This is a genomic window from Pseudomonas sp. NY8896, assembly GCF_039634505.1.
The window spans coordinates 2,592,136-2,605,038 of the sequence record NZ_CP132350.1 but is presented as its reverse complement, the minus strand read 5'-3'; the positions used below and the strand labels follow the sequence as shown (position 1 = coordinate 2,605,038).

General features: G+C 64.8%; 10 protein-coding genes. 2 read left to right on the top strand and 8 right to left on the bottom strand.

The window, feature by feature from the left end:
• Positions 1–28: 28 nt before the first annotated feature.
• Together Q9451_RS11680 and Q9451_RS11675 are read left to right on the top strand one after the other, a co-directional pair.
• Positions 29–934 carry a LysR family transcriptional regulator gene (locus tag Q9451_RS11680; protein WP_345960926.1) on the top strand — a complete coding sequence of 302 codons (906 nt, stop codon included), beginning with the start codon at positions 29–31 and terminating at the stop codon, positions 932–934.
• Positions 935–989: 55 nt separating this feature from the next.
• The gene (locus tag Q9451_RS11675; RefSeq protein WP_345960925.1) at positions 990–2,855 is read left to right on the top strand and encodes an FAD-dependent oxidoreductase; all 1,866 of its coding nucleotides are present in this window, start codon (positions 990–992) and stop codon (positions 2,853–2,855) included.
• A gap of 122 nt (positions 2,856–2,977) precedes the next feature.
• Here the strand turns inward: Q9451_RS11675 and Q9451_RS11670 are convergent, their stop codons facing one another.
• The 8 genes from Q9451_RS11670 to Q9451_RS11635 form a co-directional block, all read right to left on the bottom strand.
• Positions 2,978–3,673, bottom strand: coding sequence for a response regulator (locus Q9451_RS11670; RefSeq protein WP_012273324.1), 696 nt, complete (start codon positions 3,671–3,673; stop codon positions 2,978–2,980).
• Complete coding sequence (locus Q9451_RS11665; RefSeq protein ID WP_012273325.1) at positions 3,670–6,324, bottom strand: sensor histidine kinase KdpD; 2,655 nt, start codon at positions 6,322–6,324, stop codon at positions 3,670–3,672. The genes Q9451_RS11670 and Q9451_RS11665 overlap by 4 nt, the downstream gene beginning before the upstream one ends.
• Before the next feature lie 60 nt (positions 6,325–6,384).
• Positions 6,385–6,936, bottom strand: coding sequence for a potassium-transporting ATPase subunit KdpC (kdpC, locus tag Q9451_RS11660; protein WP_012273326.1), 552 nt, complete (start codon positions 6,934–6,936; stop codon positions 6,385–6,387).
• 10 nt (positions 6,937–6,946) lie between these two features.
• A complete protein-coding gene (kdpB, locus tag Q9451_RS11655; protein ID WP_012273327.1) occupies positions 6,947–9,001 on the bottom strand; it encodes a potassium-transporting ATPase subunit KdpB in 2,055 nt (684 codons plus the stop codon).
• Positions 9,002–9,010: 9 nt separating this feature from the next.
• The gene (gene kdpA, locus Q9451_RS11650; protein WP_012273328.1) at positions 9,011–10,705 is read right to left on the bottom strand and encodes a potassium-transporting ATPase subunit KdpA; all 1,695 of its coding nucleotides are present in this window, start codon (positions 10,703–10,705) and stop codon (positions 9,011–9,013) included.
• Positions 10,706–10,714: 9 nt separating this feature from the next.
• Positions 10,715–10,804, bottom strand: a complete 90-nt coding sequence (gene kdpF / locus Q9451_RS11645) for a K(+)-transporting ATPase subunit F (protein WP_003251485.1) — start codon at positions 10,802–10,804, stop codon at positions 10,715–10,717.
• A gap of 176 nt (positions 10,805–10,980) precedes the next feature.
• Positions 10,981–12,033 (bottom strand): AI-2E family transporter, encoded by a 1,053-nt coding sequence (locus tag Q9451_RS11640; protein WP_012273329.1) that lies wholly within the window; start codon positions 12,031–12,033, stop codon positions 10,981–10,983.
• Between the two features lie 12 nt (positions 12,034–12,045).
• Positions 12,046–12,840 carry a DUF4892 domain-containing protein gene (locus Q9451_RS11635; protein ID WP_012273330.1) on the bottom strand — a complete coding sequence of 265 codons (795 nt, stop codon included), beginning with the start codon at positions 12,838–12,840 and terminating at the stop codon, positions 12,046–12,048.
• Positions 12,841–12,903: the final 63 nt, after the last annotated feature.

Sequence of the window (12,903 nt, the reverse complement as noted above, 5' to 3'; positions counted from 1 at the left end):
AAGATGATCATCATCAGGTTTACTGACAATGGCCTTTAGCAGCGACTCCCTGGCAATATTCCTCGCGGTGCTGGATGCCGGCTCGTTCTCCGCCGCCACCCGCAAATTGGGCCGTGTACCTTCGGCCGTGAGCATGGCGATCGCCCAGCTGGAAGCGGAGCTGGACCTGCCATTGTTCGACCGCGCCACACGCAAAGCCTTACCCACCAGTGCCGCCCTGGCACTGGAACCCCAAGCCAGGCAGGTGATCTGCCAACTCAACCTGCTCGACGCCCAAGCCCTGCAATTGCACAAGGGCCTGGAAAAACGCCTGACCATCGCCATGGCGCCCGAGTTGCAGACCGGCCGCTGGAGCCAGCCGCTGGAAGTCCTCGCCCAGGAATTCCCCAGCCTGGAAATCGAAGTGCGCTCCGCCACCCAGACCGAAGCCATTCGCCTGCTGCATGACGGCAGTGTGCAGTTGGCGCTGGTGTTCGAACGGCCCGGCATCGACGAGCGCGAGTCATTCCTCGAAGCCGGCAGCCAATTGCTGGTGGCCGTCGCCTCACCGCGCCATCCTGCCGGGCAAAACAGCGGTACGCCTCTGCCTGAAGAGGCCTTCGCCGAACAACGGCAGATCATCGTGGCCTCGGGCAAGGCCACCGGGTCAGACCCGCGCATGGTGCTGTCGCGGCGCATCTGGCTGACCGACAGCTACCTGGCCACGCTGGACCTGGTGCAGTCAGGGCTGGGCTGGGCCTACCTGCCGCAGCCACTGGTTGAACCGCTGATCGCTTCGGGCGCACTGGCCGAGGTACGCTTTGACAACATGGCCAGCCGCCTGCGCTTGTGGGTGGACATCATCTGGATAAAGTCGCGGCCGTTGGGCCTGGGCGCCAGGCGTTACCTGGACGTCATGCGCCAATGCTTTGAAACAGAATCCCCAAGGTCCTGAGCCATACCCGACTACGCTTCGAGCAAACCAAAGGTTACCCAGTAAGGACACTGACATGACCATCACTCGACGCGACTTCCTCAATGGCGTAGCCCTCACCATCGGTGCCGGGCTCACCCCATTGCAAATACTCCAGGCCGCGCCTTCCGGCCGCTACTACCCGCCCGCCCTCACCGGGCTGCGCGGCAGCCACCCCGGTGCATTCGAAGTTGCGCACCAGATGGGCTGGGAAAAGAAAGTATTCGACACCAGCAGCCTGAAGATTGAGGAGCAGTACGATCTGGTGGTGGTCGGCGCGGGCATCAGCGGCTTGTCCGCAGCCTGGTTCTATCGGCAGCAGCACCCAACCGCGCGCGTGCTGATCATCGAGAACCACGACGACTTCGGCGGCCATGCCAAGCGCAACGAATTCCAGGCGGGAAGCCAGATGATCCTTGGCTACGGCGGCAGCGAAGCCTTCCAGTCGCCCAAGCACCTTTACAGCGCTACGGTGAACGCCCTGCTCAAACGACTGAACGTGGACGTGGACCGCTTCCAGACCGCCTTCGACCGCAACTTTTACCCCAACCTCGGCTTGTCTCGTGGCGTATTCTTCGACAAGGCCGGCTTCGGCGAAGCGAAGCTGGTCAGTGGCGATCCGACGCCCATGGTCGCCGACGACATTGCCCCGGACAAACTCAACGCGCGCAGCTGGCGTGCGTTCATTGGCGACTTCCCACTGCCCGAGGCCGACCGCCAGGCATTGATTGATCTGCACGAAGCACCCAGAGACTACCTGGCGGGCAAAACCCTGGAACAGAAAGAGGCCTATCTGGCCAAGACCAGCTATCAGGACTTCCTGCGCAAAGACGTCGGCCTGAGCGAAGCGGCAGCGCGCTACTTCCTCAGCCGCACCAACGACTTTTCAGCGCTGAGCATCGATGCCGTGGCCGCCGCCGACGCCTATGGCGTGGGCTTCCCCGGCTTTGCCGCCATGGGGCTTGCGCCGGTCAGCGAAGCGCTGAAAGCAGAAATGGAAGAGCCCTACATCTATCACTTCCCCGACGGCAACGCCTCGCTAGCACGGCTACTGGTGCGTAGCCTGATCCCCGCTGTAGCACCCGGCAACGACATGAACGACATTGTCCTGGCGCCCTTCGATTACGCCAGGCTGGACGTGGCACAAAGCCCGGTACGCCTGCGCCTGAACAGCACCGCAGTCAGCGTCGGCAACCGCAACGGTGGCGTCGACATCGGCTACAGCCGGGCCGGCCAGCTGCACCGGGTACACGGCAAGCACTGCATACTGGCCTGCTACAACATGATGATCCCCTACCTGCTGCGCGACCTCACCGCCGAGCAGGCCCACGCCTTGGCGCAGAACGTGAAGTTCCCGCTGGTGTACACCAAAGTGGTGATTCGCAATTGGCACAGCTTTATGAAATTGGGTGTGCACGAAATCTACGCACCGAACCAGCCCTACAGCCGCGTCAAGCTGGATTATCCGGTGGACATCGGCGGCTACAGCCATCCACGCGACCCCGACCAGCCCATAGGCCTGCACATGGTCTACGTACCGACCACGCCCAACGCAAGCATGGATGCTCGTAGCCAGGCCCGCGTCGGCCGCAGCAAGCTGTACGCCATGAACTTCGAGCAGATGGAGGCCATGGTGCGTGACCAGCTACAGGCCATGCTGGGGCCGGTTGGCTTTGACTATCACAAGGATGTTCAGGCCATTACCATCAACCGTTGGCCACACGGTTACTCGTACTTCGCCAACAGCCTGTTCGATGACGAAGAAGAGAGTGAAAAGCTGATGAACCTCGCCCGCCAGAAGGTCGGCAATGTGGCCATAGCCAACTCTGATGCGGCCTGGGAGGCCTATGCGCATGCGGCTATTGATGAAGCGTCACGTGCGGTGAACGAGTTGTTCGCGTAGCGCCTGCCAGGGGTTGCCTCGTGCTAAAGCGAAATATCCTACAACTCGTTAGGAAGCCGACGCTCCTTGGCCCTGGAGTCGAGAACAGCGCCCTGAATTGGCACTGTCCGCATAATTTCGGTTTATGCGGTCGGCGCCACCAACCTGTACCCCACTCCCGCTTCGGTGATGATAAACCTTGGCGCCGTGGGGTCATCCCCCAGCTTCTGCCGTAAATGCCCTACGACGATCCGCAAGTAATGAGTGTCCTCCACATGCGTCGGCCCCCAGATATCCTTGAGCAGTTGCTGCTGGGTGATCACCCGCCCAGGGTGCCCGGCCAACAGCGCCAGCAAGGCATACTCCTTGCGCGTCAACGCCACTTCCACACCGTCAATAGTCACCCGGCGAAAGGCGAAGTCCACGGTCAGCGGCCCAAAGCTCGCCGCCACCTCCGAGCCGCCGGCCTGTGGCACCTGGCGCAGCAAGGCCCGTACCCGCGCGAGAAACTCCTGGATGCCGAACGGCTTGGTCACATAGTCATTGGCGCCGCCGTCCAGCGCATCCACCTTTTGCACTTCACTGGCACGCACCGACAACACCATCACCGGCACCGCGCTCCACTCGCGCAGCTCACGCAGCACCTGCTGGCCGTCCATGTCCGGCAGCCCAAGGTCGAGCACCACCAGGTCCGGCTTGCCCAAAGCTGCCTGGGCCAGCCCTTCCTCGCCGGTAGCAGCTTCGAGCACTTTGTAGCCTTGCGAAGCCAGGCTGATGCGCAGGAACTTGCGGATCTGCGGTTCATCGTCGATGACCAACAGCGTGGCGGACTGGCTCATGGGGTTTCGCTTTCGGCTTCAGGTTGAGGAGGTAGCGGCAAGCATAGAGTGATGCCGGTGCCCTGGCCATCGATGCCTTCGCCCACCAGAATCTGCCCGCCATGTGCACCGATCATGCCCTGACAGATCGCCAGGCCCAGCCCGGTGCCCTGCCCGCCCCGGTCGCCCCGAGCAGCGGTGTAGAACATGTCGAAGATCTTCTCGCGGTCGGCGACGGGAATGCCGGGGCCCTGATCGCGGACGATAAAGCGCAACTGGTCATCCTGCACGGCCACCTGCAGCTCTAGGCGACCCTGGGTCGGGGAGAAGCGTGCGGCGTTTTCCAGCACGTTGACCAGCGCCTGTTCGATCAGCGCCGCATGTACGAACAGCAACGGCAGCTCGGCCGGTACGTCGGTGTGCACCCGCAGCGGTGCCAGCACCACGCGCAGGCGGTTAAGCGCGCTACCGACGATGTCCGCCGGGGCTACCCAGTCGCGGGCCAGCTTGAGGCCACCGTGGCCCAGGCGGGTCATGTCCAGTAGGTTCTGGATGTAGCGGTCAAGGCGTTCGGCCTCGTTACGGGTGCCTTCCAACAGCTCGCGGCGGTCTTCAGCCGGGATTGCCTCGCCCAACGCCAGCAGGCTGTCGATGCTGCCACGCATGGCGGTCAACGGTGTACGCAAGTCATGGGATACCGAGGCCAGCAAGGCGCTGCGCAGTTGCTCGGTTTCGCCGTGCAGACGCGCGGCTTCCAGTTGTTCGGCCAGGCGAGCGCGGGCCAGGGCCTGGGCCAGTGGCTGGCCAAGGGCGGTGAGCAGGCGCCGGCGTGGGTCGCTGAGCGGCTGCCCGTTGCGCGGGCGCACGCCCAGCAGCGCCAGAGGTTGTTCGTCCACCGCCAGCGGCCACCACCACCAGCGGCCATTGGGCAAGGTGTCGCTGCCATGGCCAGCGGCCTGGCCGTGCTGCCAGGCCCAATCGGCGGCAGCCCGTTCGGTGTCACTGAAGGCGTGGGCTTCGCCACTGGCCACTTCCAGCTGGCCTTCGGCATTGCGCTCAAGTAGGCACACCTGCATGTCCTGCCAGCCGTCCAGATGTTGGCCGGCGGCATTGAACACGGCTTGGCGATCGGTGGCCACCGTCAGCCGACGCGACAGGTCGAGCAACTGGCTGGTCTGCGCCTGGGTCTCGCGCAGTGCCTGCAACTGGCGGCGCTGGCGCGCGGCCAGGTTGCCGGTGAGTGCGGCCATCAGCAGGAAGAACACCAGGGTCAGCACATCTTCTTCGCGCTGGATGCTGAACGAGAAGTTGGGCGGGATGAACAGAAAATCGTAAGTCAGGAACGACAGCGCGGCGCAGGCCAACGCAGGCCCCAGGCTGCTGCGCACCGCCACCAGCAACACTGCCGCCAGGAACACCAGTGAAATGTTGGGCAGCGCCAGTACGCTCGACACTGCCCAGGCCAGGCCCGCCGCCATCACGGTGGCCAGCAGCGCCAGCAGGTAATGGCGCCACACCCATACCCGCCGCACCGCCGAACGCGGCGCTGGCGGCTGCACGTCGCGGTCCAGCACGTTGACTTCCAGGCCATGGCTTTCGCGCAGCAGCCGCGCCGCCACACCGGCCCCGAACAGCCGCCGACGCAGGCGGTCGCGGGACTGCCCGACCAGCACCAGACTGGCCCGCCGCTCGGCAGCATGCTGGATCAACGTGCGCGCCACTTCGCCAGCACGCAGCAGTACCACCTCCCCACCCAGACGTTCGGCCAGTTGCTGCGCGGCCTGCAAACGATGCCGCGCGGTTTCGTCACGCAGGCGGCCGTTGTCCACATGCACCAGGCTCCAGGGCAGGTGGCGGCGCTGAGCCACACGGCTGGCATGACGCACCAGGCGTTCGGCCTGGTCATCGCCGTCCACGCCTACCAGCAACCGCCCGCGCAAGGCCGGGGCTTCCTGGCCGCGCTGGCGATAGCCGTGGGCCAGGTCAGCGTCGACCTGAGCAGCGGCGGTCTGCATGGCCAGTTCGCGCAGGGCGGTGAGGTTGGTTTGCGAGAAGTACGCGTCGATGGCCGCACGCGCTTGCTCGGGCACATACACCTTGCCTTCGCGCAGGCGTTCGAGCAGCTCGCGCGGGGGCAGGTCGATCAGCACCAACTCGAAGGCTTCCTGCAGCACCCAGTCCGGCAGCGTTTCGCGCACTTGCACGCCCGTAATGTCGCGCACCTTGTCGTTGAGGCTTTCCAGGTGCTGGACGTTGACCGTGGTGTACACGTCGATACCGGCGGCCAGCAACTCCTGCACGTCCTGCCAGCGCTTGGCGTGGCGGCTGCCGGGGGCGTTGGTGTGGGCCAGTTCGTCGACCAGGGCCAAGGCCGGTGAGGCTTGGAGCAGGCCGTCGAGGTCCATTTCCTCAAGGGTGACGCCACGGTACTGGCTGCGCAGCAAGGGCTGTTGCTGAAGGCCGGCAAGCAGCGCTTCGGTTTCGGCGCGGCCGTGGGTTTCGACAACGCCAGCCAGCACTTGCACGCCCTGACGCTGCTGGGCGTGTGCGGCCTGGAGCATGGCGAACGTCTTGCCGACACCGGGGGCGGCGCCAAGGAACACCTTCAGCCGGCCCCGGCCGGTTCGCGCAAGGTTAGCCAACAGCGCGTCTGCGCGGGCGGAATCACTCATGTTTCATCCTTCAGGATTTGCCACAGTCGACCAAAACCTGGCCGCAAAGCGGCCCAATTATCAGTGGCTCAGTTGCTCGATCTTCTGGTTCAACGCCAGCACATTCACCACCGGCGGGCCGATCAATGGGTGGAGGGTGGCCTCTTCCTGCAAGGCTTGCAAGCGCTCCACCGGCAGCTGCCGTGCCGCCGCCACACGCGGGATCTGGTAGGCCACAGCCTCCGGCGGCAGGTGCGGATCAAGGCCGCTGCCCGAGGTGGTGAGCAGCGCCTGCGGCACGGGCCCCTGCTGTGCCTGGAACAACGTAGCCGCATCGCCCTTCACCCGCTCAGCCAGCGCCGGGTTGCTTGGCGACAAGTTGCTGGCGCTGCTGGCGACGGTAGCGTAAGCACCTGCCGAAGGCCGCGAATGGAACCAGCCATCGCCCTGGAAATCCTGGGCGATCAGTGCCGACCCCCGCACCTGGCCATGCTCATCGCGCACCAGGCTACCGTTGGCCTGGTTCGGGAAGGCGACTTGGGCAACACCCGTCACCGCCAGCGGATACAGCACGCCAGTCAGCAACGTCATCAACAAAGCCAAGCTCAACGCCGGGCGAACATAAGCATTCATGGCGGCCTCCTCAGACCAGGTTCAGTGCATTGAGCAGCAGGTCGATCAGCTTGATGCCGGCAAACGGCACCACGATGCCGCCCAGCCCGTAGACCAGCAGGTTGCGCCGCAGCAGGTGCGCCGCACTGGCGGCCTGCACCCGCACACCTCGCAGCGCCAGTGGAATCAGCACGATGATGATCAGCGCGTTGAACACGATGGCCGACAGGATCGCGCTCTGCGGGCTGGCCAGGTGCATCAGGTTGAGCACGCCCAGCTGTGGGTAAATGGCAGCGAACAGCGCCGGTAGGATGGCGAAGTACTTGGCCACGTCGTTGGCAATGGAGAACGTGGTCAACGCACCACGGGTGACCAGCAACTCCTTGCCAACCTGCACCACGTCCAGCAGCTTGGTCGGGTCGCTGTCCAGGTCGACCATGTTCGCCGCCTCACGCGCGGCCTGGGTGCCATCGTTCATGGCCATGCCGACATCAGCCTGGGCCAGTGCCGGGGCGTCGTTGGCGCCGTCACCGCACATGGCCACCAGGCGGCCGTCATTCTGCTCCTGGCGAATGCGCGCCAGCTTCTTCTCGGGCGTGGCCTCGGCCAACACATCATCCACCCCCGCTTCGGCGGCGATGGCTGCGGCGGTCAGCGGGTTGTCGCCGGTCACCATCACCGTGCGAATGCCCAGCTTGCGCAGCTCGGCGAAGCGCTCGCGGATACCAGGCTTGACCACGTCCTTGAGGTGAATGACACCCAGCAGGCGTTTATCGATGCACACCAGCAATGGCGTACCGCCGCTTTGGGCGATGCGCTCCACTTCGCGGGCCAACGCCGGGGGCATTTCCAGGCGTTGCATGCCAACGAATGCCAGCACCGCATCGACGGCGCCCTTGCGGTAGCGATGCTGCTGGAAGTCGATGCCCGACAGGCGGGTCTCGGCACTGAAGGCCACGGCTTCGAACTGCCCGGCAGGCGGTTCGACAAAGTCATGCAACTGGCGCAGGTATTCGACAATCGACTTGCCTTCGGCAGTGTCGTCGGCCAGCGAGGCCAGCAAAGCGCCCTCCCCCAGCTCGCGGGCGGTAATGCCCGGTGCAGCATGCAACGCGCTGCAGCGGCGGTTGCCGAAGGTGATGGTGCCGGTCTTGTCGAGCATCAGCGTGTGCACGTCACCGGCCGCCTCGACCGCGCGGCCCGAGCGGGCGATGACGTTCAGCCGCACCAGCCGGTCCATGCCGGCGATGCCGATGGCCGATAGCAGGCCGCCGATGGTGGTGGGGATCAGCGTCACCAGCAGCGCGGCCAGGAAGATCAGCGGCAGGCTGCCACCCACGAAGTGAGCGAACGGCTGCAAGGTCACCACTACGATCAGGAAGATCAGGGTCAGGCCGATCAGCAGGATGTCGAGGGCGATTTCGTTCGGGGTCTTCTGCCGCTTGGCGCCTTCGACCAGGGCGATCATGCGGTCCAGGGTCGACTCGCCCGGGTTGCTGGTGATGCGAATCAGCAGCCAGTCGGAGACCAGCCGCGTATTGCCGGTCACCGCCGAGCGGTCGCCGCCGGATTCGCGGATCACGGGCGCGGACTCGCCGGTAATGGCGGCCTCGTTGACGGCCGCGATGCCTTCAAGCACTTCGCCGTCACCGGGGATCATCTCGCCGGCTACCACACGTACCACGTCGTCCTTGCGCAGCGCGCTGGCAGCGACCGTCTCAAAGCTGCCAGCACGCTGGCGTCGCTGAGCGGTCAGGCCTTGGCTGCCAGCCTTGAGGCTGTCAGCGCGGGCCTTGCCCCGGCCTTCGGCGAGGGCTTCGGCGAAGTTGGCGAACAGCACGGTAAACCACAACCACAGGGCGATCTGCACGGCAACGCCAGTACTCACGCCACCACCGGGGGCGAAGCACAGCACGGTGGTCAGCACCGCAGTCAGGGCCACCACCAGCATCACCGGCGAACGTTTTAGCTGGCGCGGGTCGAGCTTGACGAATGCCTGCACCAGCGCCGGGCGCCATAGCGCGGCGAAGCGGGTCTGGTCCTTGGCACTGTGCCGGGTGTTCACTTCAGGAATGGGCATGTTCATGATCGGTCCTCAAAAACCCAGGCTCAGGTGTTCGGCGATTGGCCCAAGGGCCAGGGTCGGCAGGAAGGTCAGGCCACCGACCAGCAGGATGGTCACCAGCAGCAGGCCGGTGAACAGCGGGCCGTGGGTGGGGAAGCTGTTCTGCCCCTGCGGCGCGCTTTTTTTCGCCGCCAGGCTGCCGGCCAAAGCCAGGATTGGCAGGATGTAGCCAAAGCGGCCGATGAGCATGGCCAGGCCGATCATCAGGTTGTGGTACACCGTGTTGGCAGCAAAGCCGGCGAAGGCCGAGCCGTTGTTGGCGGTGCCCGAGGTGTAGGCATACAGCAGCTGGCTGAAGCCATGCGCGCCTGGGTTGCTGACCGCCCCCGCAGGGCCAGGCAGGCTGGCGGCGATGGCGCCGAGCACCAGCACGCCGACCGGCATCACCAGCAGGGTTGCCACCAGCAACTGCACCTCACGGGCCTGCAGCTTCTTGCCCAGGTACTCCGGGGTACGGCCAATCATCAGCCCGGCCAGAAACACTGCAATCAGCACAAACAGCAGCATGCCGTACAACCCGGCGCCAACACCGCCGAAAATCACCTCGCCAACCATCATGTTGACCATGGCCACCATGCCGGTCAGCGGGTTGAGGCTGTCATGCATGGCGTTGACCGAGCCGTTGGAGGCAGCGGTGGTGGTTACCGTCCACAACACCGAACCGGTGGTGCCGAAGCGGCTTTCCTTACCCTCCATGGGTGCTGCCTGCTGCACCTGGGCGCTTTCCAGCGCCGGGTTGGGTTGGTGCTCGGACCACAGCGCCGTGCCGCCGCCGATCAGAAACAGCGCCAGCATGCAGGCGAGGATGGCACGGCTTTGGCGCAGGTCCTTCACGTAATGGCCGAAGGTGAACACCAAGGCCACCGGAATGAGGATGATCGACGCCACTTCGAACAGGTTGCTCCAGGCCGTGGGGTTCTCGAAGGGGTGCGCCGAGTTGACACCGAAGAAGCCGCCACCATTGGTGCCCAGTTGCTTGATGGCGATCTGGCTGGCGGCAGGGCCCAACGGAATGGTCTGGTCAGCACCTTGCAAGGTCAGCGCGTGGGCGTAATCGGCAAAGGTCTGTGGCACGCCCTGCCATACCAGCAACAGCGCCAACAGCAGGCACAGCGGCAGCAAGCCGTACAGGGTAGCGCGGGTCATGTCGACCCAGAAATTGCCCAGCGTCGTTGCGCTGCGCCGGGCAATACCACGGCACAAGGCAACCAGCACGGCCAGGCCGGTGGCAGCACTGACGAAGTTCTGCACGGTCAGGCCAAGCATCTGGCTCAAGTAGCTGACCGACGCCTCACCGCTGTAGGCTTGCCAGTTGGTGTTGGTGACGAAGCTGACTGCGGTGTTGAACGCCAACGACCATTCCTGGCCAGGCAGGTGCTGCGGGTTTAATGGCAGGTAGCCCTGCAACAGCAGCACGGCGAACAACAGCAGGAAGCCGGCCAGGTTGAACACCAGCAGGGCCAGGGTGTACTGCCGCCAGTTCTGCTCCTGGCTGGCGTTCACACCCGCCAGCCGATAACAGACCTGTTCGACCGGGCCCAGCAGCGGCGAAAGCCAGGTACGCTGGCCTTCCATGACCTTGAAGTAGAACCGCCCGAGCCAAGGTGCCGGTAGCAGCACGATGGCGAAGAATGCCAGGAGCAAGGCGAAATCGTAACTGTGCATGGTTGCTCCCTAGCTGCGATCGGCGCGCAGCAGCGCCACCAGCAGGTAAAACGCCAATGCCACCGCCAGCAGCAGTGACAGCCCGTCGAGCATGTTCATGTGTCGTTCTCCCCGTATGCGGCTTGGGCCGCTTTGGGGAAATTGTCCGTGGGAGGGGTGTAAAGGGGCGAGATCGAGGGGTAAGGGTGGGTATAAAGAATGCGTAAAGATCAGCTTCTTTGGGCTACCTGTACCGGCCTCTTCGCGGGGTTATCCACGAAGAGGCCGGTACAAGCTTACTGCTGGGGTGGCTGCTGTGCGGCGTTACGGCTCCAGTCCAGCAGCAGGCTGTAACCGACCGCCAGCAAGGTCGGCCCGATGAACAAGCCAATGAAGCCAAAGGCAAGCAAGCCACCGAACACGCCCAGCAACACGATCACCAGCGGCAGGTTGCCGCCACGGCTGATCAGGTAGGGCTTGAGCACGTTGTCCACGCCGCTGATGACGAAGGTACCCCAGATACCCAGGAACACCGCCATGCCGTACTCGCCCTTCCACACCAGCCAACCGGTGGCCGGGATCCAGGCCAGTGGCGGGCCCATGGGGATCAGGCTGAGCATGAAGGTCACCAGGCCCAGCACGATCGCCCCGGGCACCCCGGCGATCAGGAAGCCGATGAGCGCCAGCAGGCCCTGTGCGGCCGCCGTGCCGATCACCCCGTTGACCACCCGCTGCACGGTGCCGGCAACCAGTTGCAGGTAATACTCGGCACGCTCGCCCATCAGCCGGTGCAACAAGCGCAATACGAAGGCCGCCAGGCGTGGCCCGTCGCGGTAGAAGAAGAACACGAACACCAGGCTCAGGGTCAGTTCCAGCACACCGCTGCCGATCTGTGCGCTGCGCGCCAGCAACCAGTTGCCCACCTGCCCGAAGTATGGCTTGGCCGAAGCGAGCAAGGCCGCGCCCTGTTGGTCGAGCGATTGCCACCAGTTGACCAGGCGCTCACCGACGAACGGAATGCCTCCCAGCCAGGCCGGCGCTTCGGGCAAGCCGTCGACCTGCACGTCACGTACAAACGCCGTGGCATCGCGAATATGATCGGCCAGGTTGAACCCTAGCCACACCAACGGGAGTGCCACGATCAGGATCCAGGCCGTGGTCAGCAGGCTGGCCGCCAGCGTCTCACGTCCGCCCAGCAAGCGCGTCAGCAGGCGCATCAACGGCCAACTGGCAAAGGCCAGGATGGCCCCCCACAGCAACGCCGAAATGAAGGGCGCCATCACCCAAAGGCCGGCACCCAGCAACGCCAGCAGCAGAATCTGGACCAGCAGGCGATCATTGTTAACCATGGTGGCGCTCGTTCAACGGATCAGTTCAAGGTGCAGGCCGTCTGTAGGCGCACTGCCGACTTCAAGACGGCCATTGCGCACCCCGGCCTTGATCAGCGCCTCGCGCCAGGCTTCGGCCTGGGCGCCGCTGAGGCTGGCGCGCAAGGTGCTGTCGAGGTTCAGGCTGCGGGCCAGCAGGTTCACCCAGGTGTCTTGCGGCGCAGCAAGGTCAGGGTAGTCGAGCTTGCCGGTGTCGCGCATTTCGCGCAGCACCGTGGCGGCGGTGGGCAGCAGCTCGCCCAGCGGGCTGCCGGCGACGAACTCTTCCACATGCAGGTAGGCACGGCGGTTGCCACGGGTAACGCTGTACAGCGCAACCAGGGTGTCGGCCTCGTCCGCGGAGCGGCGTAGCAGGATGAACGCCTGCTGCTCGTCGCCACCGTTGAGGCGGGCATTGGCGAACACGTCGTTGGCCCACAGGCTAGCCTCACCGCAATCGCGCCCCTGGCACCAGAACAATGGGTAGCCACCGTCGCGCTGCAGTTCTTCGCGGGCACTGGTGAAGGCTTCGCGGGCAGTACGCTCGACGGGCAACTCGTAGGTCACCGAGCTGACTTGGCCACGGCTCTCGACCTTGTCGTCGACCCGCAGGCGACCACTGATCTTGCGTAGCGGGCCCATCGGGTAGACGCGCTCCTGCTCCACGGCCGGACGCTGGTCGACAACCTTGGCGTCCTGCGGTACCGGCAAGCCGCCGGCCCACAATAGGGGGCTGGCGAACGCCAGGCAGGCGGTGATGGCGTTACGGATGGCAACAGGCGCGCTCATTGGCGAACCAGGCGGCGCTTAGCGCCGGAAAGAAGCTCCAGGATGTCTGGCAGTTGCATGGTT

Coding starts and splice junctions, on each gene's coding strand:
- Q9451_RS11640 (WP_012273329.1), bottom strand. CDS start 12,033: ATGGTTAACAATGATCGCCTGCTGGTCCAGATTCTGCTGCTGGCGTTG.
- Q9451_RS11670 (WP_012273324.1), bottom strand. CDS start 3,673: ATGAGCCAGTCCGCCACGCTGTTGGTCATCGACGATGAACCGCAGATC.
- kdpA (WP_012273328.1), bottom strand. CDS start 10,705: ATGCACAGTTACGATTTCGCCTTGCTCCTGGCATTCTTCGCCATCGTG.
- kdpF (WP_003251485.1), bottom strand. CDS start 10,804: ATGAACATGCTCGACGGGCTGTCACTGCTGCTGGCGGTGGCATTGGCG.
- Q9451_RS11665 (WP_012273325.1), bottom strand. CDS start 6,324: ATGAGTGATTCCGCCCGCGCAGACGCGCTGTTGGCTAACCTTGCGCGA.
- kdpC (WP_012273326.1), bottom strand. CDS start 6,936: ATGAATGCTTATGTTCGCCCGGCGTTGAGCTTGGCTTTGTTGATGACG.
- kdpB (WP_012273327.1), bottom strand. CDS start 9,001: ATGAACATGCCCATTCCTGAAGTGAACACCCGGCACAGTGCCAAGGAC.
- Q9451_RS11680 (WP_345960926.1), top strand. CDS start 29: ATGGCCTTTAGCAGCGACTCCCTGGCAATATTCCTCGCGGTGCTGGAT.
- Q9451_RS11675 (WP_345960925.1), top strand. CDS start 990: ATGACCATCACTCGACGCGACTTCCTCAATGGCGTAGCCCTCACCATC.
- Q9451_RS11635 (WP_012273330.1), bottom strand. CDS start 12,840: ATGAGCGCGCCTGTTGCCATCCGTAACGCCATCACCGCCTGCCTGGCG.